This is a genomic window from Pelagibacterium sp. (genome assembly GCF_965249125.1).
GTDB lineage: Bacteria > Pseudomonadota > Alphaproteobacteria > Rhizobiales > Devosiaceae > Pelagibacterium.
In genome coordinates, this window is sequence record NZ_OZ252217.1 from 3,457,583 (window position 1) to 3,481,668 (window position 24,086).

General features: G+C 60.6%; 22 protein-coding genes and 1 tRNA gene. 10 read left to right on the top strand and 13 right to left on the bottom strand.

Annotated features, from left to right (window positions below):
• Positions 1–110 precede the first annotated feature (110 nt).
• The 5 genes from mnmE (at position 111) to ACP148_RS16810 (ending at position 5,776) form a co-directional block, all read left to right on the top strand.
• Positions 111–1,418: a tRNA uridine-5-carboxymethylaminomethyl(34) synthesis GTPase MnmE gene (gene mnmE / locus ACP148_RS16790; protein ID WP_421951828.1), complete on the top strand. Its 1,308-nt coding sequence runs from the start codon at positions 111–113 to the stop codon at positions 1,416–1,418.
• Positions 1,419–1,520: 102 nt separating this feature from the next.
• Positions 1,521–3,386: a tRNA uridine-5-carboxymethylaminomethyl(34) synthesis enzyme MnmG gene (mnmG, locus tag ACP148_RS16795; RefSeq protein WP_421951827.1), complete on the top strand. Its 1,866-nt coding sequence runs from the start codon at positions 1,521–1,523 to the stop codon at positions 3,384–3,386.
• Complete coding sequence (gene rsmG, locus ACP148_RS16800; RefSeq protein WP_421951826.1) at positions 3,383–4,042, top strand: 16S rRNA (guanine(527)-N(7))-methyltransferase RsmG; 660 nt, start codon at positions 3,383–3,385, stop codon at positions 4,040–4,042. The genes mnmG and rsmG overlap by 4 nt, the downstream gene beginning before the upstream one ends.
• A gap of 37 nt (positions 4,043–4,079) precedes the next feature.
• On the top strand, positions 4,080–4,880 hold the full coding sequence (locus ACP148_RS16805; protein WP_421951825.1) for a ParA family protein: 801 nt from the start codon (positions 4,080–4,082) through the stop codon (positions 4,878–4,880).
• Positions 4,881–4,891: 11 nt separating this feature from the next.
• A complete protein-coding gene (locus tag ACP148_RS16810) occupies positions 4,892–5,776 on the top strand; it encodes a ParB/RepB/Spo0J family partition protein (RefSeq protein ID WP_421951824.1) in 885 nt (294 codons plus the stop codon).
• A 271-nt stretch (positions 5,777–6,047) separates the two neighbouring features.
• On the opposite strand, the gene holA is transcribed toward ACP148_RS16810, so the two are convergent.
• The 3 genes from holA to leuS are packed head-to-tail and all read right to left on the bottom strand — an operon-like array spanning position 6,048 to position 10,169.
• Positions 6,048–7,070 carry a DNA polymerase III subunit delta gene (gene holA / locus ACP148_RS16815; protein ID WP_421951823.1) on the bottom strand — a complete coding sequence of 341 codons (1,023 nt, stop codon included), beginning with the start codon at positions 7,068–7,070 and terminating at the stop codon, positions 6,048–6,050.
• Positions 7,067–7,561, bottom strand: coding sequence for an LPS assembly lipoprotein LptE (gene lptE / locus ACP148_RS16820; RefSeq protein WP_421951822.1), 495 nt, complete (start codon positions 7,559–7,561; stop codon positions 7,067–7,069). Before lptE ends, holA begins: the two co-directional genes overlap by 4 nt.
• The gene (gene leuS, locus ACP148_RS16825) at positions 7,548–10,169 is read right to left on the bottom strand and encodes a leucine--tRNA ligase (protein WP_421951821.1); all 2,622 of its coding nucleotides are present in this window, start codon (positions 10,167–10,169) and stop codon (positions 7,548–7,550) included. The genes lptE and leuS overlap by 14 nt, the downstream gene beginning before the upstream one ends.
• Positions 10,170–10,262: 93 nt before the next feature.
• On the opposite strand from leuS, the gene ACP148_RS16830 reads away from it, so the two are divergent.
• From ACP148_RS16830 to ACP148_RS16840, 3 genes are all read left to right on the top strand, one after another.
• Positions 10,263–10,937, top strand: a complete 675-nt coding sequence (locus tag ACP148_RS16830) for a YggS family pyridoxal phosphate-dependent enzyme (RefSeq protein ID WP_421951820.1) — start codon at positions 10,263–10,265, stop codon at positions 10,935–10,937.
• 102 nt (positions 10,938–11,039) lie between these two features.
• Positions 11,040–11,723 carry a response regulator transcription factor gene (locus tag ACP148_RS16835; protein ID WP_421951819.1) on the top strand — a complete coding sequence of 228 codons (684 nt, stop codon included), beginning with the start codon at positions 11,040–11,042 and terminating at the stop codon, positions 11,721–11,723.
• An 86-nt stretch (positions 11,724–11,809) separates the two neighbouring features.
• Positions 11,810–12,262 (top strand): cyclic nucleotide-binding domain-containing protein, encoded by a 453-nt coding sequence (locus ACP148_RS16840; protein WP_421951818.1) that lies wholly within the window; start codon positions 11,810–11,812, stop codon positions 12,260–12,262.
• Between the two features lie 142 nt (positions 12,263–12,404).
• Here the strand turns inward: ACP148_RS16840 and xth are convergent, their stop codons facing one another.
• The 5 genes from xth to ACP148_RS16865 form a co-directional block, all read right to left on the bottom strand.
• Positions 12,405–13,205, bottom strand: coding sequence for an exodeoxyribonuclease III (xth, locus tag ACP148_RS16845; protein WP_421951817.1), 801 nt, complete (start codon positions 13,203–13,205; stop codon positions 12,405–12,407).
• 82 nt (positions 13,206–13,287) lie between these two features.
• Complete coding sequence (locus ACP148_RS16850; protein WP_421951816.1) at positions 13,288–13,920, bottom strand: LolA family protein; 633 nt, start codon at positions 13,918–13,920, stop codon at positions 13,288–13,290.
• Between the two features lie 131 nt (positions 13,921–14,051).
• The gene (locus ACP148_RS16855; RefSeq protein WP_421951815.1) at positions 14,052–16,655 is read right to left on the bottom strand and encodes a DNA translocase FtsK; all 2,604 of its coding nucleotides are present in this window, start codon (positions 16,653–16,655) and stop codon (positions 14,052–14,054) included.
• Between the two features lie 255 nt (positions 16,656–16,910).
• Positions 16,911–18,284 (bottom strand): ammonium transporter, encoded by a 1,374-nt coding sequence (locus ACP148_RS16860; protein WP_421951814.1) that lies wholly within the window; start codon positions 18,282–18,284, stop codon positions 16,911–16,913.
• Between the two features lie 32 nt (positions 18,285–18,316).
• Positions 18,317–18,655, bottom strand: a complete 339-nt coding sequence (locus tag ACP148_RS16865) for a P-II family nitrogen regulator (protein ID WP_014132444.1) — start codon at positions 18,653–18,655, stop codon at positions 18,317–18,319.
• A 295-nt stretch (positions 18,656–18,950) separates the two neighbouring features.
• Between ACP148_RS16865 and ACP148_RS16870 the strand changes: the two genes are divergently transcribed.
• Complete coding sequence (locus ACP148_RS16870; RefSeq protein WP_421951813.1) at positions 18,951–20,177, top strand: FAD-dependent monooxygenase; 1,227 nt, start codon at positions 18,951–18,953, stop codon at positions 20,175–20,177.
• Here ACP148_RS16870 and ACP148_RS16875 read toward each other — a convergent pair.
• From ACP148_RS16875 to ACP148_RS16885, 3 genes are all read right to left on the bottom strand, one after another.
• A complete protein-coding gene (locus ACP148_RS16875; protein WP_421951812.1) occupies positions 20,174–20,431 on the bottom strand; it encodes a Trm112 family protein in 258 nt (85 codons plus the stop codon). The two genes, ACP148_RS16870 and ACP148_RS16875, sit on opposite strands and share 4 nt — an antisense overlap.
• Positions 20,428–21,087, bottom strand: a complete 660-nt coding sequence (locus ACP148_RS16880) for an LON peptidase substrate-binding domain-containing protein (protein ID WP_421951811.1) — start codon at positions 21,085–21,087, stop codon at positions 20,428–20,430. The genes ACP148_RS16875 and ACP148_RS16880 overlap by 4 nt, the downstream gene beginning before the upstream one ends.
• Before the next feature lie 88 nt (positions 21,088–21,175).
• Entirely contained in the window at positions 21,176–22,111 is a 936-nt protein-coding gene (locus tag ACP148_RS16885; RefSeq protein WP_421951810.1) for a tetratricopeptide repeat protein, read from the bottom strand.
• Between the two features lie 217 nt (positions 22,112–22,328).
• Here ACP148_RS16885 and ACP148_RS16890 point away from each other — a divergent pair.
• Positions 22,329–22,403 (top strand) — tRNA-Gly (locus ACP148_RS16890).
• Positions 22,404–22,475: 72 nt separating this feature from the next.
• Here the strand turns inward: ACP148_RS16890 and ACP148_RS16895 are convergent.
• Complete coding sequence (locus tag ACP148_RS16895) at positions 22,476–23,300, bottom strand: sulfite exporter TauE/SafE family protein (RefSeq protein WP_421951809.1); 825 nt, start codon at positions 23,298–23,300, stop codon at positions 22,476–22,478.
• 69 nt (positions 23,301–23,369) lie between these two features.
• The gene (locus tag ACP148_RS16900) at positions 23,370–24,083 is read right to left on the bottom strand and encodes a fumarylacetoacetate hydrolase family protein (RefSeq protein WP_421951808.1); all 714 of its coding nucleotides are present in this window, start codon (positions 24,081–24,083) and stop codon (positions 23,370–23,372) included.
• Positions 24,084–24,086 lie beyond the last annotated feature (3 nt).

Sequence of the window (24,086 nt, forward strand, 5' to 3'; positions counted from 1 at the left end):
GGAAGCGCTGAAATGCTCTAGCGTCGGAAGTTTTTCACTTTTCGTTCGGGGCCGCACGTGGTTAGACACGATGCGGCCCCGTTCAATTGTGGGCCGTCGGAATGAACTTGATGCAGACCAGTACGACCATTGCCGCGCTATCCACCGGGAGCTTGCCGTCTGGCGTCGCCGTCATCCGGCTCTCGGGTCCCAAGACCCTTGCCGCGGTTGAACGCATGTGCGGCGCTCTCCCGAGTGCCCGCACACTGGCCCTGAGAACCTTCAGGCATCCCGTGACGGGTGAGGCGCTGGACCAGGGACTTCTTGCCGTGTTTCCCGGACCGAACTCTTTTACCGGCGAAGACTGTGCCGAGTTCCAGGTCCACGGATCACCGGCAGCGGTAAGGGCCATTCTCACCGCGCTGACGACCCATTGTGACATTGCCTTGGCAGGGGCCGGCGATTTCACCCGCAGGGCGTTTGAAAACGGCAAGCTCGATCTCACGGCGGTGGAAGGTCTTGGCGACCTCCTGGCCGCGGAAACCGAAGCCCAGCGCCGGCAGGCGCTTTCCCGGCTCGAGGGCGGTCTGGCGGACCAGATCGTCGTGTGGCGGGCGTTGTTGCTCGACGCGCGGGCCGAGATTGAAGCGCGACTGGATTTCACCGATGAGGACGACGTTCCCTTCGAGCTGCCGCCGCATTTTATCGCCGATTTAGAAGCACTTGGAGCAGCGCTCAAGGCGGCGCGGGGCACCTACGACCGTGGCCGTATCGTCAGGGAAGGCTTTCGCATCGTTCTGGCCGGCGCGCCCAATGCCGGCAAATCGAGTCTTCTCAACCGGCTGGCTGGCTCGGATGTGGCCATTGTTACAGCCGAAGCGGGCACGACCCGCGATACCAAGGACGTTGCCATCGACCTTGGCGGCCAATACGTCACGCTCACCGACACCGCCGGGCTCAGGCAGACCGATAGCCTTGCCGAAGGCGAGGGCATATCGCGCGCCCGCAGGGCGATGCAGAACGCCGATCTCGTTCTTTGGCTGATCGGCCCCGACGACGATCGGACAAAACCCGAGATCGACGGAGCCGTGTGGCGGATCGGTACCAAATCGGACCTTGGCGTGCGCGCAATCGACATCGATCTGACGCTGTCGGCTCTGACCGGGGACGGCATCGAGACCTTGCTAAAACGCCTTGAAAGCCATATTGAAGGCCGCCTTGGTGCGAGCGAGGCGAGCTTGGTTAGCCATCTGCGTGACAGGGACGCGCTCGATTCAGCGCTTTCCAGCGTGGATACCGCCATGGCGCGCATCGGCCAGCCCGAATTGTGCGCCGAGGATCTGCGCCGTGCTGCCGATGTTTTGGCGGCGCTGATTGGCCTTATGGACAACGAAGCAGTTCTTGACCGATTGTTCGCCGGGTTCTGCATCGGGAAATGATTCACGTGAAACAGCCTTGCCCTGTGCTTGGGCGGATTCACGTGAAACATTGGACGGACCGACCAAAGCGGATTCACGTGAAACACTACCGAGACCATTGCCATGAGTGATTACGCAGTCATCATTGTCGGGGGCGGCCACGCCGGGGCCGAAGCCGCCGCCGCGTCGGCGCGTCTGGGTGTACCGACCGCGCTGGTGACCCATCGATTCGCGACCATCGGCGAGATGAGCTGCAACCCGGCCATCGGTGGTTTGGGCAAGGGCCACCTGGTTCGGGAAATCGATGCGCTCGACGGTGTCATGGGGCGTATTGCCGACAAGGGCGGCATCCAGTTCCGTGTTCTCAATCGCCGCAAGGGGCCGGCGGTGCGCGGCCCCCGCGCGCAGCAGGATCGCAAGCTGTACCGCGAGGCGATGCAGGCCGAGCTGTCCGGCACATCCAATCTCGACATCATCGAAGGCGAAGTCGACGATCTCATAGTGACTGATGGCGCGGTCAGCGGTGTCGCGCTTCTCGACGGCCGGCAGATTTCCACCAGGGCCGTGGTCCTGACCACGGGAACGTTCCTGCGCGGCCTCATCCATCGCGGAGAGGAAACAATTCCCGCCGGACGGGCAGGGGAAAAGCCGGTCCTCGGCCTCTCGACGCGTCTTGAAGCGCTGGGCCTCAAGCTCGGACGGCTCAAAACCGGCACGCCGCCCCGGCTCGATGCCAACACCATCGATTTTTCCGTCCTCACCGAACAGCTTGGCGACGAGCCGCCCGAGCCATTTTCGATGATGACCGAGGCGATCACCACACCGCAGATCTCGTGCTTCGAGACCCGTACGACTGCCGACGCGCATAGGATCATTGCCGAAAATCTTTCGAAATCGGCTATGTATTCGGGGCGTATCCAGTCCCGTGGACCGCGCTACTGCCCGTCGATCGAAGACAAGATCGTGCGCTTTGCCGACAAGGACAGCCATCTGGTGTTTCTCGAGCCCGAGGGGCTGGATGATCCCACCATCTATCCCAACGGCCTGTCGACGTCGCTGCCTGCCGATGTGCAACTCCAGTTCCTTCAGGCCATGCCGGGCCTCGAAAATGTCGTCATCAAGCGCCCAGGCTATGCAATCGAATATGATCACGTCGATCCGCGCGAGCTGGCGCCCAGTCTCATGCTGCGGGCTCTGCCGGGTCTCTATCTCGCCGGGCAGATCAACGGCACAACGGGCTATGAGGAAGCGGCAGCCCAGGGGCTGGTGGCCGGGGCAAACGCCGCTTTGGCGGCGCTCGACCGTCCGCCACTCATCCTCTCGCGCACAAATTCCTATCTCGGCGTCATGATTGACGATCTGATTTCCCGAGGTGTTACAGAGCCTTACCGCATGTTCACCTCTCGCGCCGAGTTCCGTTTACAGCTTCGCGTCGATAACGCCGATCAGCGGTTGACGCAGCTTGGGATCGATGTCGGCCTGGTATCGCAGGAACGGCAGCAGCATTTTATGGCGCGCATGGCGCGATTGGACGGAGCGAAGGCTCTTTTGCATTCCCTATGGGTAACCCCGACCGAAGCCAGGAAGGCGGGCATGAGCGTCAACGCCGACGGCGTACGCCGCACGGCCTTTGAGCTCATGAGCTATCCGACGACCTCTCGCGATGAAATTGAAGCGATCTGGCCTGATGTTTCCGCAATAGAATCAAAAACTTACGAACAGGTCGCCATAGATGCGCAGTATGCTGTGTATCTTGAGCGCCAGCAGGCCGACGTGGAAGCCGTCAAGCGTGACGAAGCGCGGGCGATTCCGGAATGGCTCGACTACAGCCTCCTGCCGGGCCTGTCCAATGAGATGAAGCAGAAGCTCATGGCGGCCAGGCCGCAAACCATCGCGCAAGCGCAGCGTATCGAGGGCGTGACGCCGGCGGCGCTCACATTGGTGCTGGCGGTCATCCGCCGGGGTCGCATCGACCGGAAGGCGTCATGACCGACGAGACGCAACGTGTCGCCGATCTTGAGCGCTATAATGCGGCAATGTTTGGCAATGTTGAGGTTATTTCCACTCAACTCCATAGATTTTCGCACCATCTTTTGCGTTGGCAGAAGGTCCAGAACCTCGTTTCACGTGAAACACCGGGGGATTTATGGACGCGTCATATCCTTGATTCGCTTCAGGTTTTGCCGTTGATCGGCCGGATTTCCGGGCCGCTCCGCATCCTCGATATCGGCAGTGGTGGCGGTTTTCCGGCGATTCCGCTGGCCATCGCCCTGCGCGATGCCGAGTTTTCCATGCATCTGATCGAGTCCAATGCACGAAAATGTGCGTTTCTGCGCGCCACGGCGCGCGAATTCGATCTCCCGATCACCGTCCATACGGCCAGAATCGAGGCAGTGCCGCCCGAAACCATAGGCGCCGTCGACCTTTTTACGTCGCGCGCACTGGCGCCCCTGCCGCTGCTTTTGAGCTATATCCACCGATTCTGGAGCCGCAATAGCCGCGCTATTCTGCACAAAGGGCGCGAAAATGGGGAAGAACTGAAATCAGCGGATTCAGATTGGGTTTACGATGTGTTAAAGCATCAAAGTGCGACGGACAAAGACGGCGTTCTGCTCGAAATTTCCCATCTGCGGCCTCGCACCTAACCTAAGTGTTTGAAACCGCGCCGGTTTCGGAGGTCAGATGCATCCGCGTATCATTACACTCGCCAATCAGAAGGGTGGTGTCGGCAAGACGACGACGGCCATCAACCTCGCAACCGCGCTCGCTGCCATTGGTGAACGGGTCCTGATCGTCGATCTCGATCCCCAGGGCAATGCCTCCACTGGGCTGGGTCTCGGACGTCAGCAGCGCGAGCGTTCCTCCTACGATCTGCTGCTCAACGAATCGACGGTGAAGGATGCGGCGGTCCTGACAAACGTGCCCAACGTGGCCATCGTCCCCTCGACCATGGATCTGCTGGGCGTTGAATTGATGATCGCCGCCGAGCGCGACCGGGCGTTCCGCCTGAAATCGGCGCTGGACAATGTGAGCGAAGTCACCATCGACAATAAGCCGATCACCTATGTGCTGATCGACTGTCCGCCGTCGCTCAATCTCCTCACCATCAACGCCTTGACCGCTGCGGACGCCGTTCTGGTGCCGCTGCAGTGTGAGTTCTTTGCTCTTGAGGGTTTGAGCCAGCTGCTTCAGACCATTGAACAGATTCGTTCGACGTTGAACCCGCGCCTGTCGATCCAGGGGGTGGTGATGACCATGTTCGACAAGCGCAACAACCTCTCCGAGCAGGTGCTGAGCGATGTGCGCGAGCATATGGGAACGCTGGTCTACGATACCGTCATTCCGCGCAATGTAAGGCTTTCGGAAGCGCCGAGCTATGGCAAGCCGGCATTGCTTTACGATCTTAAATGCGCCGGAAGTCAGGCCTATCTTCGATTGGCCACTGAAGTGATCAAGCGCGAGCGCCAGTTGCGGGCGGCCTGATGGAGAAGACCATGAACGATAAACCCACACGTCTTGGCCGCGGCCTTGCAGCCCTGATCGGCGATATGCAGCCGCTTGAGGCCGCGCCACGGCAGGCCGAAACCTCCACGGGCACGCGCCGCTTGCCGGTCGAGTTCATCATCGCCAGCCGGGCCAATCCGCGCAAGGACTTCGATGCCGAACTGCTCGAGGATCTGACCAATTCGATTCGCGAAAAGGGCGTGATGCAGCCGCTCCTGGTGCGGCCGAGCGACCAGGGCCCCGATGTTTTTGAGATCATCGCCGGTGAACGGCGCTGGCGCGCGGCCCAGCGTGCCGGACTACACGAGGTTCCGGTCATCATCCGAGAGGTCGATGACAAGGAAGCGCTCGAACTGGCGATTATCGAGAATGTGCAGCGTGCCGACCTCAATCCTCTCGAAGAAGCGCAAGGCTATGGCCAGCTGATTGAGCAGTTCGACTATACCCAGAACGATCTGGCCCACGTCATCGGCAAGTCGCGCTCGCATGTCGCAAACACGCTCCGGCTGCTCAGACTGCCCGACGAGGTCCAGGGTATGCTGGAGCGCGGCGAGTTGACCGCCGGGCATGCCCGCACCCTCATTACCTCAGACGATCCGTTGGCGTTGGCGCGCCGTATTGTGGACGCAGGCCTCTCGGTGCGCGAAGCCGAAGCGCTGCATCAAAAGGGCGCGGAAGCGCGCCGGCCGCAGCAGGTTGGCGAAAAGCGTGGATCATCAAAGGATGCGGATACGCTGGCGCTGGAAAAGCAGCTGTCGGACGCCCTGGGGCTCTCCGTTACCCTTGAGCACAAGGATCGCGGCGGAAAGCTGGAAATCCGCTACAAGACGTTGGAACAGCTTGACGGAATCTGCTCACGGCTGTTGCCGCATTAGGGCTTGTCCAGCAAAAGCATGTCCTCGACCCGTCGGGGATGGAAACGGTTTTGTGGTTCGGACACGCGAGGAAGCAAAAGTTTAGAGCGTGTCCAGCAAAAGTGGAAACGGTTTTGCGGTTCGGACACGCGACAAAACAAAGGTTTAGAGCCGAGGATTTGATTCAATCAAATCCTGACCGGCTCTAGAGCCAAGGATTTGATTCGCTCAAATCCTGGACGGCTCTGGGTGGCGTTGCACGTGAAACACCGTTGTAAGTGATTGATTGCAATCAGCGTCTTGCCGCGGCCATACATATCGCCAGCAGCGCCTGACGGCCGATAGCGGGCGCGAGCGGGCCTGATTTGCGGCTGTCGAGAATGGCGCTCGCCAGCCGGTTGCAAGCCGCTGCAAGGCCGTCATCGTTCCAGAGCCTGAGCTGCTGTTCGAAACTCGACTTGCGGGAAAAATGTATCCGCGGTGTGGTGCGGGTCAGGATCTGCTCCACGCTCGCGCCAGCATCGATTTCGGCCCGCATGACCCTTAGCCGGGAAAAGTGCTGCATTGAAACGATGAGCAGGCGTTGTGCATCGGTGCCCGAACTGGCCGCGCGGGTCATGGCTTCATCAAAGCGGCGGGCATGGCCGGTCGCTATAGAGTCGACGACGGCATCGATGGCAAGGGCGGCGTTGTCGCCACACAGCCGCATGACGTCCTCGCGGGTCAACGATCCGCCTTCTCCAGCGTAAAGAACGAGTTTTTGCAACTCGCTGCGCGTCACTTGCCGGTCGTTGCCGAGCATATCGCGCAGCATTGGCGCCAGGTCCGCCTCCAGGCTTATCCCGGCCTGGGCGAAGGTTTCGCGGATCAGCGTATCGATCGTCTGGCCGGTGTCAGCGTAGCAGGGCAGAGCCCGGGAATCCTTGCGGGCTTCGGCCTGCTTGCGCAGGGCATCGGAGGGCTTTAGATCGGCGCCTTCAACGATGAAGAGAGACTGGGCCCCTTCATCGAGCAGCTCGACAAGCGTCGGGGCGAGCTTGTTCGTCGCCGCCCGGATACGAATTGTCGTCTGGCCCCCAAACAGAGAGGGGCTGCGCGCCAAAATCCCGAGCCGTTGAGGATCGGCCTCGATCTCGCTCATGTGCAGTTGAGAAAGGCTTTCCGGATCGGGTGGGTCGCCGGCGAAATGTCTGACTAGCCGCGCCGCGTTCTCGCTCACCAGTCCGGTGTCCGGACCGTAGACCAGGACGAGCCCGGCAGCGATGTCGGGCCGCGACAGAAATTTCTCTATGTCGCGACCCTTGAGCGCGGTCATTGTGCCCGGAGGTCGGCCAGCAGGGCCAGACGGACGGTTTCGGCCGCCGCCCTGGCCGCCTGTTCCTCGGCTGCCGCACGCGCCGCGTCGTCGGCAACGATCTGGCCGGTCGTGCGGTAGCCGGCAGTGGCCGATCGAGTGCCCGAGGTAACACTCACGCCGTTTTCCACCACACGATAAGTTATCGTGAGGGTGAGCTGATTTTCAGTTATCGGCCCGGATATTTCCGATAGCCCGATGCGGGTTGCCGTGGCAGAAACCTGGGCCGAAAACTGTGGCGCTGCAGCATCAGACGGACCGAGGCGGCCCGAAAGCGTGCGGTAAACCACCTGCTCAAGGCGCGTTTGAGGTTCCGCATAGCGCAGGGCAAGGCTTTGGCTCGGCATGTCCACATCGCGATAAACCGGCGTCAGCGTACATCCGGCCAGAAAGCCGGCGGCGGCAAGGGCAACACCAAGACTGACGGCGCGGAAGACCTTAGCAAACGACATTGACGATCCTGTTGGGCACGACGATGACCTTTCGGGGCGGATTGCCGTCAAGAATGCGGGCAACTGCATCGAGTGACAAGGCTGCAGCTTCCGCTTGTGTCGAGGGAGCATCCTTGGGCATCTCGATTTCGCCGCGGCGCTTGCCGTTGACCTGGACAGCCAAAACGACGGTGTCGTCAACGAGATAGGCGGGGTCTGCTTCAGGCCAGGGCGTATCGCAGACCATGGCCTTATGTCCCAGGCTGGCCCAGCAGCTTTCCGCGAGATGGGGCATCATAGGGGCGATGAACTGGATGAAGCGCTCAATCGCGATCCGCATGGCTGAAATATTGGCCAGCGAGGGCGATTGACGCACCGCCGGGATGAATTTTTGTATGGCGTTTGCCAGATCGTATATCTGGGCGACGGCACGATTGAATCTCAGGCCCGCCAAATCGGCTTCGATAAGGGCCGTCGTCTTGTGTACCGCCTTCAGGATGTCGACCGTCCGCGGATCGTCCTCGTCGATCGTACTGGGCTCGAGCGAGAGCAATTCACCTGCTTCACCAGCAAGCTTGTGGACACGCTGCGAAAAGCGCCAGGCGCCCTCGATGCCCGCTTCGGTCCATTGGACATCGCGCTCTGGCGGAGAATCCGAGAGCACGAACCAGCGCACGGTATCGGCGCCATAAGCGGCGATCATGTCGTCGGGATCAATGACGTTGCGCTTGGACTTGCTCATCTTTTCGATCGAGCCGATGGTTATCGGCTCGCCGGTGGCCGCGGCGGTCGCGATGCGTCCACCATCGGATGCCCGCAACACGACTTCGGTCGGGGAGACCCAATTGCCCTGCGCGTCCTTATAGGTCTCATGGGTCACCATGCCCTGGGTGAACAGGCCCTTGAACGGCTCATCGACGTCCATATGCCCGGTGCGGCTCATGGCGCGGGCGAAAAAGCGCGAATAGAGCAGGTGCAAAATGGCGTGTTCAATGCCGCCGATATATTGATCCACCGGCAGCCATTCATTGGCCATTTCCGGAATGGTCGGATTTTCGGCACGGGGGGCTGTAAACCGGGCGAAATACCACGATGAATCAACGAATGTATCCATGGTGTCGGTTTCACGCCGCGCCTTCGAGCCGCAGGACGGGCAGTCGATGTGTTTGAAGCTTTCGTGCCGGTCGAGTGGATTGCCCGGCGTGTCGAATTCAACGTCGGCGGGCAGACGCACCGGCAATTGTTCCTTGGGCACGGGAACGATGCCGCAGGTGTCGCAATGGATCACCGGGATCGGGCACCCCCAATAGCGCTGGCGGGAAATGCCCCAATCGCGCAAACGGTAGTTGACCTGTCTGACGCCCTGGGGCTTGCCTTCGACTTTCTTGGTCTCCAGAAAACGGGCGATCGCATCCTTGGCGGCATCGACATCCATGCCGTCGAGAAAGTCGGAGTTGAAGGCAACGCCGGGACCGGTATAGGCCTCGGCGTCAATCGAAAATGCGTCGGCGTCGGCACCTTGCGGCAAGACGACAGGAATGACCGGCAATTGGTATTTGCGGGCGAAGTCGAGGTCTCGCTGGTCATGGGCAGGGCAGCCAAAGATCGCGCCGGTTCCGTAATCCATAAGCACGAAATTGGCCACATAAACGGGCAGGGTCGTGCCCTCGATCACCGGATGCTTTACGGTGATCGTGGTGCGATAGCCCCGCTTTTCGGCCGTTTCGATCACTTCCGCCGAGGTGCCCATACGGTGGCACTCGGCGATGAACTCGGCCAATTCGGGATCGGTGGCGGCGAGGTGAGCGGCCATAGGGTGATCGGGCGAAAGCGCCACGAACGAGGCACCGAACAGGGTATCGGGCCGGGTGGTGAAGACTTCGACGCTCTGTTGGGCGGTATCGCCGGCAGCGATCTCGAACAGGACGCGCAGGCCCTCGGACCGCCCGATCCAGTTGCGCTGCATCAGTCGGACTTTTTCGGGCCAATCGGTCAAACCGTCGATGGCCGAGAGCAGATCGTCGGCGAAGTCGGAAATCTTGAAGAACCACTGGGTCAACTCGCGCTGTTCGACCAGAGCGCCCGAGCGCCAGCCGCGACCGTCGATCACCTGCTCGTTGGCCAGCACGGTGTGATCGACAGGATCCCAATTGACCTTTGACGATTTGCGCGTCACCAGCCCCGCTTCGAGCATGTCGATGAACAGTATCTGCTGGCGGTGATAATATTCCTCGTCGCAGGTCGCGAATTCGCGGCTCCAGTCGAGCGAAAAGCCCATGGATTGCAATTGCTTGCGCATGGCTGCGATATTTTCATAGGTCCAGTCGCGCGGGTGGACCTTGTTGGCCATCGCCGCGTTTTCGGCGGGCATGCCGAAAGCGTCCCAGCCCATCGGGTGAAGGACCTTCTTGCCCTTGGCGCGCTGGAACCGGGCTACGACGTCCCCCATTGTGTAGTTGCGCACATGGCCCACATGGATGCGGCCCGAGGGATAGGGAAACATCTCAAGCACATAATAGGGCGGGCGCGGGTCGTCGTTGGACGTTTCGAAGGTTTTTTTCTCGGCCCAGACTTTTTGCCAATGGGGTTCTTGTTCGCGCGGATTGTAGCGCTCGGAAGCGTTTGCCATAGAAAGTACCGGTCGCGGCCCTATACTTGAGAAGAGATGAGAAATTGGGTAGGCGACCATCACCAGAAAAGCGCCGGAAGGTCAACCATTCCCATGAGCCCAAACGCCCCGGAAACCGCAGCCCGAAGGCTCACCGACATCAAGTCCCGCATGGATCGCGCAGCCGGGCGAATAGCGGGCGGCTCACCTGTCGAATTGATTGCCGTGTCCAAGACGTTCGACGCCGAACATATCCTTCCTGTCATTGAGGCGGGGCAGCGCCATTTCGGCGAAAATCGCGTTCAGGAGGCCCAGGCAAAGTGGCCGCCCCTGAAATCGGCCCATGGCGATATCGTCCTGCATCTTATCGGGCCGCTGCAGACCAACAAGGCCGGCGATGCCGTGGCGCTGTTCGATGTCATTGAAAGCGTGGACCGCGACAAGCTGGCAAAAATATTGGCGAGCGAGATGGAAAAGCAAAACCGAAAGCTGCCGTGCTTCGTGCAGGTCAATATTGGCGGGGAAGAGCAAAAAGCGGGAGTGGCCATATCGGAAACGGTGGAATTTGTTGACCGTTGCCGGGATCAATACGGGCTCGATATCGTTGGATTGATGTGTATTCCGCCGCTCGATGCGGCGCCGGGTCCGTATTTTGCGCAGCTGGCGCGTTTGGCCAGGGAGGCACGAGTATCGCAACTTTCGATGGGCATGAGCTCGGATTTCGAGGCGGCCATTGTTATGGGAGCGACGCAGGTCCGGGTGGGTTCGGCTCTTTTTGGTGCCCGATAACGTGCATGTGATTGACGTTTGTTCGACCGGACCTAGATTGAACCGTATGTCCTTGGGAAGGCATGTGCGTGGGCCTGCCACGAAGAATCAGGAGTTATGCTGATGAACAAGCGCCGTTTGCTGGTCGTCGATGACGACACCGAATTGCGGTCCGCATTGGTGGGGCAGCTCGAGGCGTATCGTGAATTCGATATGACCGAAGCGGGAACGGCGGCTGCTGCCCGCGAGGCGGCCAAGGGCGGCCATTTCGATCTTATGCTGCTCGATGTGGGCCTGCCGGACATGGACGGGCGTGAAGCGCTCAAGATCATGCGCAGCGACGGGTTTCGGGCCCCAGTCATCATGCTGACCGGGCAGGACAGTGAATCTGACGAAATCCGCGGCCTCGAGAGCGGCGCCAATGATTATGTCACCAAGCCGTTCCGTTTTTCGGTGCTTCTGGCGCGCATGCGCGCCGCGCTGCGCCAGCACGATCAGAGTGAGGATGTGGTCTTCACCATCGGGCCCTACAGCTTCCAGCCGGCGGCCAAGACCCTGGAAAATGGCGATGGATCGAAAATCAGACTTACCGACAAAGAGACCTCGATCCTGAAGTTTCTCTATCGCCAGGGCGCCAAGACCATTTCACGCGACGTCTTGCTGGCCGAGGTGTGGGGGTACAATAACAGGGTCACCACCCACACGCTTGAAACCCACATTTACCGTCTGCGCCAGAAGATCGAACGCGACCCCTCAAACGCACGGCTTCTGGTCACCGAAGAAGGCGGATATAGGCTGGTTCCCTGATATCTCCGCGTCCAATTCCGTCTAAGTCTTTGCGCGAGCGGTAATTTATGCCAATCATGGGCCCTCGACGCGCTGCGGGGGCAGGTATGGACGAAGCTGCGGCTGTGGCCGCATTCGCTGAGCTTGACATATTTTCCAGCTTTTCTGACGAACAGCTGCGCCTTTTGGCGTTCGTGTGCGAAGAAGTGCAACTTGCGCCGGGAGACAATCTCTATGCTGCAGGTGATGCGGCGGACGGCGCCTATGTTCTGGTGTCCGGGGCGCTGGAGGCGACCCACTCTCCGGTCGAGGGCAGCGGACGGTTTCGTATCGATCCGGTCGCGCTGGTGGGCGAGCTTGGCCTTATGCTGACGCGGCCGCGGGGCGCTTCGGTCAAGGCCGCGCGGACGAGTACGCTGCTTTTCGTGCCGAGAGGCCCGTTCATGAAGTTGCTGCGCAGTCATCCCGAGCTTGCCGAAGATGTCGCAACGACGCTGCGGGCGGAGCTTTCGCGCTATCTCGATTCCATTGCCCGGCTCGGCGAGCGGTTCTCCAGCTAGAGCACGTCCAGCAAAAGCATGTCCTCGACCTGATCGGGGATGGAAACGGTTTTGCGGTTCGGACGCGCGACGAAATAAGGACTTAGATCAAATCCGCGATTCGAAGACCCGAAGGGCCGCGCAAGCGAAAAGCGTATTTGATCTAGTTGAATTCCACGATCACCGGGACATGGTCTGACGGCTTTTCCGACCAACCGCGAGCCGGGCGCAGGATATGGGCTGCCCTTGAATGGGCAGCGACATCTTTTGTTGCCCAGATGTGATCGAGCCTGCGGCCGCGATCGGAGATATCCCAGTCCTTGGCTCTGTAGCTCCACCAGGAATAGAGTTTTTCCTCGATGGGGATGTGTTGTCGCACCAGATCCACCCAATTGCGCCGGGAGAGCAAACGGTCGAGCGCTTCGGTTTCGACGGGCGTGTGGGAAACCACCTTAAGGAGCTGCTTGTGGCTCCACACGTCGTTTTCGTGCGGCGCAACGTTGAAATCGCCGCAGATCAGCTGGCGCTCGTCGAACACCAGGTCATCGAACCAAGCTTCCATCTCGGCCAGAAAGTCGAGCTTGTGGCGGAATTTGGGGTTGATCTGGGGGTCGGGCTCGTCACCTCCGGCCGGGACATAGAAGTTGTGGACAGTCAGAGGGCCCTTGCCGAAATCGAGGCGCGCCGAAACGTGCCGGCAATCGGGGATATCGCAAAAGCCGCGCGCCGTGATCTCGTCCAGCGGATGCTTGGAAACGATGGCCACGCCATGATAGCCCTTTTGCCCATGGACAGCCTGATGGGGGTAGCCGGCATCGGCCAGAGCCGTTTGGGGAAACTGGTCATTCATGCATTTGATTTCCTGCAGGCACAGGACATCGGGGCCGTATTGGGAGAGAAAGTCGAGAACGATGGGCAGGCGCAGCCGCACCGAATTGATATTCCAGGTGGCAAGCGAAGGCATAAAGGGCTCGAAGGTCGGTGAAGGGCTGGGCCTTTATGACCGCCCGGCCTGATGCGGTAAAGCCCCGGGCCCTTTTCCGCGCTCAGTTCTGGGCGTTGACTGACCGATAGGTGGGATCGATGCGGAAATACTGATCGGGGATCTCGATGCCCTTTTCGGTCTCGGTAATCGAAAACGTGGTCTCCACGCCCGACGGTTCGATAAGGCTCCATTGGACGAGATCGAGTGTCTCGCGGTCGAAGATCAATGAAACCTGGACGGTGCCGATCGGGCTTTCATCAACAATCATCACCGACACGTGGGTTTCCGACAGTACGACGTCGGACAGGTTGGAATTGATCAGGCTGACCTCATCCCCCAGGAACTGGCGCAGCGGCACGTTGTCCTGCGGATAGGCGTATTGGGTGCGTTCCTGGCGGTCGATGACATAAAAGCCACGGCCCTGGGATATGATTTCTTCGCGGCTCGGCGGTGCGTAACGGAAGCGGACCATGTCGGGGCGCTTGAGCCAGAATGTGCCCTCGATCTGCCCGCCCTGGCTGTCGATCTGGACAAACCGACCCGCCATGGTCCGGATTTCGGTATTGTGGGTCGATATTTCCTGGAGGAGAAATTCTTCATCAGGGGTCAGCACGCGGGATTGGGCACTGACAGGCATGGCCAGTGCAAGCGCGCAGATGCCCGCTGTCAAAATTGCGGCGGCGAGGCGAATCATTTCCAGGACTCCATTTCGGTACAGGCGGGTCGGCCCCTTGGATTGTTGGGGTAGTCGCCAATTGCGGCAAGACCACGAACCCCCGGGGCCGGCGGGTAAATTCATCGTGTACCGGGGAGGTTCCCGATCGCTCAATAGCCGTCGGCGTTGTCGCCGATCAGTACTTCGCGTTTGCCCGCGTGGTTGGCGGGGGAAATGATTCCTTCCTGCTCCATGCGCTCGATCAGCGTTGCGGCCTTGTTGTAGCCCACTGAAAGCCGGCGCTGGATATAGGAGGTCGAGGCCTTCTTGTCGGACAGCACGATATTGACGGCCTTGTCGTAAAGCTCGTCGCCGGATCCACCGAACCCGCCATCGTCATCGAATCCGCCTTGCCCGTCCTCGTCTTCGGCGGTGATCGACTCGAGATATTCGGGCGTACCCTGGCTCTTGAGGTGCGCGACGATGTCTTCGACCTCATTGTCGGCTACGAATGCGCCGTGAAGGCGCTTTATGCGCCCGCCGCCGGCCATATAGAGCATATCGCCATTGCCCAGCAGTTGTTCAGCACCCTGCTCGCCCAGAATGGTACGCGAATCGATCTTGGAGGTGACCTGGAACGAGACGCGAGTGGGGAAATTGGCCTTGATCGTGCCGGTGATGACGTCGACCGAGGGGCGTTGGGTGGCCATGATGATATGAATGCCGGCGGCGCGGGCCATCTGGGCCAGCCGCTGGATCGTACCTTCGATGTCCTTGCCGGCCACCATCATCAGGTCCGCCATCTCGTCGACAATGACCACGATGAAGGGGAGCGGTTCGAGATCGAATTCTTCGCTCTCAAAGATCGCCTCGCCGGTTTCCCGGTCAAAGCCGGTCTGAACCGTGCGCGTCAGAACTTCGCCCTTGGCCGCCGATTCGGCGACACGGGCGTTGAACCCATCGATGTTGCGCACACCGATCTTGCTCATCTTCTTGTAGCGGTCCTCCATTTCGCGCACTGCCCATTTCAAGGCGACGACCGCCTTGGCGGGGTCGGTCACGACCGGGGTCAGCAGATGAGGGATGCCATCGTAGACCGAGAGCTCGAGCATTTTGGGATCGATCATGATGAGCCGGCACTGCTCGGGGCTCATCTTGTAGAGCAGCGACAGGATCATCGTATTGATCCCGACCGACTTGCCCGAACCGGTCGTACCGGCAATAAGCAAATGGGGCATGCGGGCCAGATCGACGATGATCGGTTCGCCGCCGATTGTCTTGCCCAGACAGATTGGCAGCTTGGCCTTTGCCTTGTCGAAATCGATGGAGGCCAGAAGCTCGCGCAGGAAAACGGTTTCGCGCGTCTTGTTGGGCAACTCGATGCCGATGGCGTTGCGGCCCGGCACGACCGCCACGCGAGCCGAGATGGCGCTCATGGAACGGGCGATGTCGTCGGCCAGCGAGATCACGCGGCTCGATTTGATGCCGGGCGCTGGCTCGAGTTCGTAGAGCGTGACCACCGGGCCAGGGCGCACGTTAATGATGTCGCCCTTGACGCCAAAATCTTCCAGCACGCCTTCCAGCCGCGTGGCATTGGCTTCAAGTGCATCGGGATTATGCTCTGGCAAGATCTGGGTTGAACTGGGGGCGGCGAGCAGTTCGAGCGGCGGGAGCTCGAATCCGTCGGCGGGGAGAAACGAGGTCTGAGCCTCGCGGATCTGGCGCGGAGAGGGAGCGGGGCGGGGAGACGGTGCCGCGACGCGGGCGCGTCCCCCTGAGGGGTGCTCAACGATCATGCGGGCAATGTCGTCGGCTTCGCGGCGAGGAGCGGCCGCGGGCGCGTGCTCGTCCTCATAGTCGTCATAGGAGCCCTCGTCCCAATCGCGCGCGGATGGGGGTTCGGAGCTTGCCGTTCGGCGATCGAAAGGAATGGATCTATCGAGTTGGGGCTCGAAATCGTTGGTTTGCCAGCTGCGGGCTGGCATCTGGTCGGATGGCTTGCGGCGGAAAATCCGCTTTAGTGCGGCCCGCGCACCGTAGAAAGTATGAGCGGCAAAGCCGATAGCTACGTCGAAAAGACCGCTGGAATCGGCGGTGTCGTCAGTTTCGGGCTCAGGCTCGGAGGTTTTCTTGCGACGCGAGGCGGTTTTGGCCGGCACCGGCAAATCGCTTTCGAATGCGGGCCGCGAGCGCGCCGACAGCCACAGCAGCCCCAGAGCGGGAACACCAAGCAGGACAGCGTAGAGAATGGCTCCCCACCCCTGGGGAGGATCGCCGGCGAGGGCGGTGAACAGATTGGTAAACCCGGTGCCGACAAATCCGCCCAGCCCGAGGGGCAAGGGCCAGCTCTCCGGCGAGGGAAAGCACGCAAACATACCCGTTGCCAAAATAGTCCCGAGCAGCCAGCCCGTCAGCCGCAGGCCGAGATAGGAGGGAACAACGCGGCGAATCATCGACCACGACCACAGGAGCGGCGGCAAAAGCAGCACCGGTGCGCCAAGTCCGAGGAGTTGAAAACCGATATCGGCCAAGGCCGCGCCGGCAAAGCCCAGCCAGTTTTCTGCAGGCTTATCGGTGGCATAGGAAAAGGACGGATCGTCGACCGACCATGAGGCGAGGGCGACAAGAGCCAGCGCACAGACAAGCGCGACGGCGATCCCGATGATTCGCACGGGGATGGTGATCGAAAGCACCGGGGTTGAGCGGTGGCTGTCGTCCAGATGCGGAGAAGGATGCAGGGTCATCGAGCGGCCGGTCGGTTTACGCAATACCATTTGGCGACAACCCTAGTCGTGCATGGTTAACCTTGGATTAGCGAAGTGAGGTAATTTGCCACCAAAGGAAAACCCCACCTTCTGGGGCGGGGTCAAATCCCCTGCTTGGGGGCATGAGAAGCTGAAGAGGGAATGCAGCCCATATCATTTGCGAGTGGGAAGGCCTCTTTGATGTGGGGTCAAGAGGGATATGGGCTGCATGCCGTCTTCAGCGACAGAAAAGGTCCGGGCTGATGCCCGGACCTCAAGTTCGGATTACCGGAATTCGGGATAGGCTTCGACGCCGACTTCAGCCTTGTCGAGCCCCAGGGCCTCATCATCTTCGGAGGGCCGCAGACCCATCGTCGCCTTGAGGATCAGCCACACAATGAAGCTGGCCACGAACGTGAAGATGCCCACGACCACGATGGAAAGCAGCTGCACGCCAAGGTTCGCATCGGGGTTGGTGAAGACAACCGCAATGGTGCCCCAGATGCCGGCCAGAAGGTGGACGGGAATGGCGCCGACGACGTCGTCGATCTTGAGCCTGTCGAGCAGCGGGACAGCAAAGACGACGATGACGCCGCCGACCGCACCGATGAGCGATGCAGTGCCCAGACCCGGGGTGAGAGGTTCGGCGGTCACCGAAACCAGACCGGCAAGGGCGCCGTTGAGCACGAAGGTCAAATCGACCTTCTTGTAGATGATCGCTGTGAGGATCAGAGCGGCAACCGCGCCACCGGCAGCCCCGGCATTGGTGTTTGCCATGATGCGGCCAACGTCGGCCACGTCGCCGACCGAGCCCATCGCCAGCTGGGATGCGCCGTTGAACCCGAACCAGCCCATCCAGAGGATGAAGGTGCCGAGCGCGGCAAGCGGCATGGACGAGCCCGGCATCGCGTTGACCGTGCCGTCGGGATTGTACTTGCCGATGCGGGCGCCGAGCAGGATGGCACCAGCAAGCGCGGCCCAGCCACCGACCGAGTGAACGACAGTCGAACCGGCGAAATCGAGGAAGCCCATGGCATCGAGGAAGCCGCCGCCCCATTTCCAGGAAGCCTGGATCGGGTAGATCAGCGCCGTCAGGATGACCGTGAAGATCAGGAACGGCAGGATCTTGATTCGTTCGGCCAGCGTGCCCGAAACGATCGATGCGGTGGTGGCGCAGAACATGACCTGGAAGAAGAAGTCCGAGCTGGTTGCCGCATAGCCGAAATCGTCTGCGTCGTCGGCCGTGATGCCTACGGCTTCGAGAATGCCGATGCCGAAGGCGCCCAGATAGCCACCGGTATCATCGGAGCCGATGGTCCAGTTGCCCAGCGGATACATCAGATTGTAGCCGATGAGATAGTAGAAGATCGCAGCGATCGAAAAGAGCGAGATGTTCTTGAGAAGCTGCATCGACACGTTCTTGGTGCGCACCAGACCGGCTTCGAGCATGGCAAAGCCCGCTGCCATCCACATCACCAGCACGCCGCCGAAAATCATCAGGAACGAGTTGAGAATAAAAACGACGTCGGCGGAAACACCCTCGGAAAGGGTCTCAACCACTTCCTCGGCCACCTCGGCGTCCTGCCCCAACGCGGGCAGTGTTATGAGCAGGGAGGCTAGCGCCGCCGCACCCAGCAATTTGCTTGTCTTGAAATTCATGATTGTCCTTCTCCTAGTTGGACGCCAGGCACTTAGAGGGCTTCCGTTCCGGTTTCGCCGGTGCGGATGCGGATGGCCTGTTCGAGATCGAGAATGAAAATCTTGCCGTCACCGATGCGGCCCGTCTGGGCGGAGTCCTTGATGGCGCTGGCAACTGCATCGACCTGAGCGGCATCCACGGCGATCTCAACCTTGAGCTTGGGGAGGAAGTGAACGGCGTATTCGGTACCGCGGTAGATCTCGGAGTGACCCTTTTGACGTCCGTACCCCTTGACCTCTGTTACGGTCATGCCGTGCACATCGAGCGAATTGAGGGCCTGCCGGACCTCCTCGAGCCGCGATGGCTTTATGATTGCTATTAGCAGTTTCATGGGTGCTCCTTTCCGAGTTCCGCACCTGACACGCGAGGTAAGGACTCAAAAGCCGTGCCAACCGGTAATTTTTCGAGCTAAGCCATTGATATAAAAGGGGTTCATTATGACCACACGACCATGCCCAATTCCGGACACAATTTCGACTGCCCAAAAAATAGGCGCTTTTTGTTTGATTCTTTAATGATTGGTGAATTAAAAAGCACAAGGGGGCCAATGCAGGCGTGCGGCAATACTCACCTTGCTTCGCGCCGCTTGCAGACGCATGCTCGACCCGAAACGATCCGGAGCCTTGATGATGGCGCAGACTGGCCAGGGCCAACCTTTTGATGTGCTGATTGTAGGTGGTGGTCCGGTGGGGCTTTCGCTGGGCATTGCTCTGAGGCGGTTTGTCCCGGGCATGACTGTGGGCCTGCTCGACCGACGCACGCTTGAGGTGCCCAAAGATTCGCGGGCATCGGCCATTGCGGCGGGCGTGCGTCACTTGTTTGAGGCGATTGGCGTCTGGGACGGGATGGTGGATGCGGCCAACCCGATTGCCGAGATGAAGATCACCGATTCAGGGGCGGGCGATATCAGCCGACCAGTGTTTCTCGATTTTTCCGGTCCTCGGGGGGCGGGGGAGCCCTTTGCGCATATGGTGCCCAATACGGCGAGCGCCGCCAGCCTGATCGCTTCGGCTCAGGACCGGGTATCCATTATCGAGCCGGGTTCTGTTTCCGCATTCAGCGCCGGGCCGGCAAGTGGCCAGATCATACTTGAAGACGGGCGGAGCCTGTCGGCGGGGCTGGTGGTGGCGGCTGACGGCGGCAAGTCGATGCTGCGCGGGCTGGCCGGGATCAAGACCTTCTCCCATGATTATCGGCAGTCGGGGCTCGTAACGACGATAAGCCACGCCGAGCCCCACCATGACGTGGCCTACGAGCATTTTCGGCCCGCCGGTCCTTTCGCGTCATTGCCGTTGGCCGGGAATCGCTCTTCGCTGGTGTGGACCGAAAAACCCGAAACCGCTCAAGCACTGGTCGCCATGTCGCCCGATGCCCTCGCACAGCGGATCGAGGCGGGCCTGGGATCGGTCCTCGGGGCTGTCGAAATCGCAGAGCCCGTTCAGAGTTTCCCCTTGAGCCTCGTCCTTGCTCATCGGCTCGCCGCGCCACGGCTGGCGCTGGTGGGCGATGCCGCTCACGTGATCCATCCGCTTGCAGGGCAGGGGCTCAATCTGGGGCTGCGTGACGCGGCAGTTCTTGCCGAGGTCCTGGTCGATGCCGCAAGGTTGGGTGAAGATCTGGGATCGATGGCGGTGGTTGAGCGTTATGAGCGGCGGCGGCGTACCGATACTGCGCTGATGGCGCTTGCAACTGATGGGCTCAACCGGTTGTTTTCAAATGATGTTGCTCCCATCAGGGCCATTCGCGACTTCGGGCTCTCGCTGGTCGACCGTATCGATCCGCTCAAGGATGCGTTCATGACGCGGGCGGCGGGCGCCTCCGGCGCCAAACTGCTCAAGGGCCTGGCGCTCTAATTGTCCGTCGCCGGCCGGGTGCGCAACGCTTCGGCTTCCTCCTCGTCGATCCGGCGTGCCGCGTCGATGACCAGCAGGGGAACCCCCTTGCGGATGGGAAAGGCATATCGGGCGACAATGGAGATCAGTTCCGTGCTGTCGGCTGAAAGGGTCAGCCGCGTCTTGGTGACCGGACAGACGAGCATCTCGATGGTGCGGGGATCGAGCCTATAGCGCGGATTGTCGTCCGGCGAGGGGTTGTCCGGGGATGTCATTGCAGAACGACACCCGACCGGGCCCGCGCCATCTCAATTTCGGCGAGTGCCATCAAGGTTTCGGCGCGTTCGACGAGCGTACGGGCTTCGAGCAGGGCCTGCTTCTCAGGGCCGCCATAGGGGCCCAGCATGGCGGCCAGATCAACCAGTTCGCCGGTCGCCATGTCTTCGATCTCGTCCCAATCGACCTCTATGTCGGAAAACTCGGCATGGGCGCGCAGCACGGTGAGAAGCCGGGGTCGATCGACGGCATCTTCGCCGAGCTCGGGGGTAAAATCAGTGGCAAATTCGGAGGTGTCGATGCGCGCCTGGCGGTAGGGCGTGGCTGTCGTCAACTCCTCGATGGGTGCGAATCGGCAAACGCCTTCAAGGATGATGAAATAGCGGCTTTCCGCCTGTTCCTCGAAATGGGTGATTCGTCCGATGCAGCCGATTTTTTCCAACGGCACCTGTCCGCGGGGCGCTTCTTCTGCCGTGTCTCGGGGCTGGATCAGACCGATCATGCGGTTTCCGGCCAGTGCATCGTCGACCATGGCGACAAAGCGCGGTTCGAACACATTGAGCGGTCGATGTGAGCCGGGCAACAGCAACGCGCGGCTCAGCGGAAAGAGCGCGAGCATATCGGGCAGTTCCGATGTCGAGGCCGGGCGGCGCATGATAGTTCCTCTCTTGGCTCTGTACTGAAGCCATTGCGAATTTTATACGGCCCGGAGGCCGGGTCCAAAACTGCTTGCGGAGCGCGCGTCAGCGAAACAGAAGCGATGACAGCATGCGACGCCCCTTGAGCGTTGCGGCATCCTTGGCTCCCCAGGCCTCGAAAAACTCGAGCAGCTTTTTGCGTGCGCCATCGTCCTGCCATTCACGATCTCGCTCCATGATGGCGATCAGCGCCTGCACGGCAGCGAGCCTGTCTCCCCTGGCATTGCGAATCATCGCCAGATCGAACCGGGCTTGATGGTCGTCGGGATCTGACGCGAGCGCTTGCTCGAGTTGGGTCGCATCGCCGAGCTTTTCGGCCTCTTGCTCGAGTGAAATTGCCGTTTCGAGCGCTTCGGCGGCGGCATGGCTCTGATCTTGGGGGAGCATCGAAAGCGTTTTACGCGCGCCGTCGCGATCACCCGTTCGGAACTGAACAGTCGCGACGCCAACCAAAGCATCGAGATTGTCGGGAACATGGCGGAGCACGGTGGCAAAGATCTGATAGGCGCGCTCGAAATCGTCGGCTTCGAGCGCAACCTGGGCCGCCTCCATGGCGGCTGTGATCTGGCTTTCCTCTTCCGACGGTCCACCGACCCCGGCCTTGGCGGCCATGTCGATGAGCTTTTGGGCAAATCGGGCAATCTCGCTTTCCGGCAACGCACCCATGAAACCATCAGCCGGGCGGCCGCCGATAAAACCAAAGACGGCGGGAATCGATTGCACGCCCATCTGTCCTGCCAGGGCCTGGTTTTCGTCAACGTTGATCTTGACCAGCCCGACCTTGCCCCCAAGTGCGGTGACGACCTTCTCCAATGCCGGCGTCAATTGCTTGCAGGGGCCGCACCATGGCGCCCAGAAATCAACGAGGACGGGGCGCTGCATGGAAGCTTCGAGGACATCAGCCTGAAAGCGCGCCGTCGAGGATGCGACGATCAGCCCATCGTGAGCCGGGGCTTGCTGTGCATTGAGATTGAGGTCCATCTGGTGCTGCCTTTTCTGGCCTTCGGTCTGGTTCCGATATTTGCGACGAGCCTTACACCAAGCCGGGCGCCGGTGCAAAAGCCCAAAGCGATTGCCTGTCTGCCGCCATGGCAGGCGCGTTATGGATAAGCGCGAAAATATGGGTTGCAATTGTCATTTCGGTTGGGCATATAGGCGCCCATCGCGGTGCCGCCAAGGGGCGGGCCGGGATTGGAGTGCGGGCGTAGCTCAGGGGTAGAGCATAACCTTGCCAAGGTTAGGGTCGTGAGTTCGAATCTCATCGCCCGCTCCAAAAATTCAAGGCGTAAGAGCCTTGAGATCAAAGGGCCGAACGGCCCTTTTTGTTTGGCGATTTTTACCTTGTCTAAAAGACGCTGGTGATCATGCGGATCGAAGTGATCGCCAGAAAGCCTGCAAAACACCAGCGCAGGGCCAGCTGTGGAATAGCGTGAGCGAGCCGGACCCCCAGCGGTGCTGTCAGCATCGAGGTGGGGATAATCGCGATCAATCCGGCCAGGTTCACATAGCCGAGCGAGAATGGTGGCAAGTCGGCGGCGCCAAGTCCGAACAGGGCGTAGCCTATCGTTCCGGGAATGGCGATGATGAGGCCGATGGCGGCGGCGGTGCCGACTGCCAGGCGGATGGGATAGGTGAAAAAGGAGAGGATCGGAACGGCGAGCGTTCCGCCGCCAATCCCCATCATCACCGAGATCAGGCCAATAATTGTTGAAAGAACCTGCTTGAGCGGTGTTCCCGGCATCGGGCGGGGCTTGGCCGCATCGGCCGGCTTGAAGGCCATGTTTATCGCTACCAATGCGGCGATGGCGGCGAACACCAGCGTCAGGACAGTGCCCGAAACATTTCCCCCGATCACGGTTCCTGCGACGACGCCAAAGGCGATCCACGGCCCCCAGCTGCGCAGCAGGGCCGTATCGACGCTTCCGCGTTTCCAGTGCGAGCGTGCCGACATAAAGCCGGTAAAGATTATGGTGGCGAGCGATGTGCCGACGGCAACGTGCATGCGCACGGCCTCGGACACGTCGAGCGCAAGAAAGACGAAAAACAGCACAGGCACAATGACAATGCCGCCACCCACGCCGAGAAGGCCGGAGATGACGCCGGCGATCGCGCCGGTGGCCAGCAGGGTAGCGAGCAGAAAAGCAGCCTGCCCCGGATCGACGTTCAACATAGAAATTTGTCCCCAGCTTGCCCGGAATTGTGCGGAGCGCGATCCTGTCCGCGCTCCGCCTGATTCGTATTAGACTACGTCGATGCTGATCTCGCCTACCCCCTGGACGCTGGCCACGATCGTATCTCCGCGGGACACGGCGCCGACGCCCGATGGGGTTCCGCTCATGATGATGTCGCCGGGCTGCAAGGCAAAAAAGCGCGACAGGATCGAGATCATTTCGGGCACCTTCCAGAGCATCTGGTTGAGGTCGCCTTCCTGGCGCGTTTCGCCATTGACCTTGAGCACGACCGCGCCCTGATCGGGATGCCCGATGCGGCTGGCCGGAACCAGAGGACCACAGGGGGCCGATGCTTCAAAGCTCTTGGCCACTTCCCAGGGACGACCGAGCTTTTTGGCATCGGCCTGCAGGTCACGGCGGGTCATGTCGAGCCCAACCCCGTAGCCGAAAACGTGATCGAGAGCGTCTTCAACCGCGATATCGGTGCCGCCCTTGCCCAAAGCGACGATCATTTCCACTTCGTGATGCACGTCAGAGGTTTCAGTGGGATAGGGAAAAGTCCCATCGGAAATCACTGCGCCGCCATGCTTGAAAAAGAAAAAGGGTGGCTCCTTATCGGGGTCGTGGCCCATTTCAACGGCATGGGCGGCATAGTTGCGGCCAATGCAGAAGATACGGTTGACCGGGAAAACATCTGCCGTTCCTTCGACGGGCAGCGTTGGCACGGGGTTGGGGGCGACGACGAAGTTGGCGCCGGCGGTCTTGAGTGCACTCTCGTTCATTAT

Coding starts and splice junctions, on each gene's coding strand:
- ACP148_RS16885 (WP_421951810.1), bottom strand. CDS start 22,111: ATGGACCTCAATCTCAATGCACAGCAAGCCCCGGCTCACGATGGGCTG.
- xth (WP_421951817.1), bottom strand. CDS start 13,205: ATGCCTTCGCTTGCCACCTGGAATATCAATTCGGTGCGGCTGCGCCTG.
- mnmE (WP_421951828.1), top strand. CDS start 111: ATGCAGACCAGTACGACCATTGCCGCGCTATCCACCGGGAGCTTGCCG.
- ACP148_RS16855 (WP_421951815.1), bottom strand. CDS start 16,655: ATGGTATTGCGTAAACCGACCGGCCGCTCGATGACCCTGCATCCTTCT.
- ACP148_RS16865 (WP_014132444.1), bottom strand. CDS start 18,655: ATGAAACTGCTAATAGCAATCATAAAGCCATCGCGGCTCGAGGAGGTC.
- holA (WP_421951823.1), bottom strand. CDS start 7,070: ATGACCGCGCTCAAGGGTCGCGACATAGAGAAATTTCTGTCGCGGCCC.
- ACP148_RS16895 (WP_421951809.1), bottom strand. CDS start 23,300: ATGTTGAACGTCGATCCGGGGCAGGCTGCTTTTCTGCTCGCTACCCTG.
- ACP148_RS16810 (WP_421951824.1), top strand. CDS start 4,892: ATGAACGATAAACCCACACGTCTTGGCCGCGGCCTTGCAGCCCTGATC.
- ACP148_RS16880 (WP_421951811.1), bottom strand. CDS start 21,087: ATGCGCCGCCCGGCCTCGACATCGGAACTGCCCGATATGCTCGCGCTC.
- leuS (WP_421951821.1), bottom strand. CDS start 10,169: ATGGCAAACGCTTCCGAGCGCTACAATCCGCGCGAACAAGAACCCCAT.
- ACP148_RS16850 (WP_421951816.1), bottom strand. CDS start 13,920: ATGATTCGCCTCGCCGCCGCAATTTTGACAGCGGGCATCTGCGCGCTT.
- ACP148_RS16835 (WP_421951819.1), top strand. CDS start 11,040: ATGAACAAGCGCCGTTTGCTGGTCGTCGATGACGACACCGAATTGCGG.
- ACP148_RS16840 (WP_421951818.1), top strand. CDS start 11,810: ATGGACGAAGCTGCGGCTGTGGCCGCATTCGCTGAGCTTGACATATTT.
- ACP148_RS16900 (WP_421951808.1), bottom strand. CDS start 24,083: ATGAACGAGAGTGCACTCAAGACCGCCGGCGCCAACTTCGTCGTCGCC.
- ACP148_RS16860 (WP_421951814.1), bottom strand. CDS start 18,284: ATGAATTTCAAGACAAGCAAATTGCTGGGTGCGGCGGCGCTAGCCTCC.
- rsmG (WP_421951826.1), top strand. CDS start 3,383: ATGACCGACGAGACGCAACGTGTCGCCGATCTTGAGCGCTATAATGCG.
- lptE (WP_421951822.1), bottom strand. CDS start 7,561: ATGTCGTTTGCTAAGGTCTTCCGCGCCGTCAGTCTTGGTGTTGCCCTT.
- ACP148_RS16875 (WP_421951812.1), bottom strand. CDS start 20,431: ATGACATCCCCGGACAACCCCTCGCCGGACGACAATCCGCGCTATAGG.
- mnmG (WP_421951827.1), top strand. CDS start 1,521: ATGAGTGATTACGCAGTCATCATTGTCGGGGGCGGCCACGCCGGGGCC.
- ACP148_RS16805 (WP_421951825.1), top strand. CDS start 4,080: ATGCATCCGCGTATCATTACACTCGCCAATCAGAAGGGTGGTGTCGGC.
- ACP148_RS16870 (WP_421951813.1), top strand. CDS start 18,951: ATGATGGCGCAGACTGGCCAGGGCCAACCTTTTGATGTGCTGATTGTA.
- ACP148_RS16830 (WP_421951820.1), top strand. CDS start 10,263: ATGAGCCCAAACGCCCCGGAAACCGCAGCCCGAAGGCTCACCGACATC.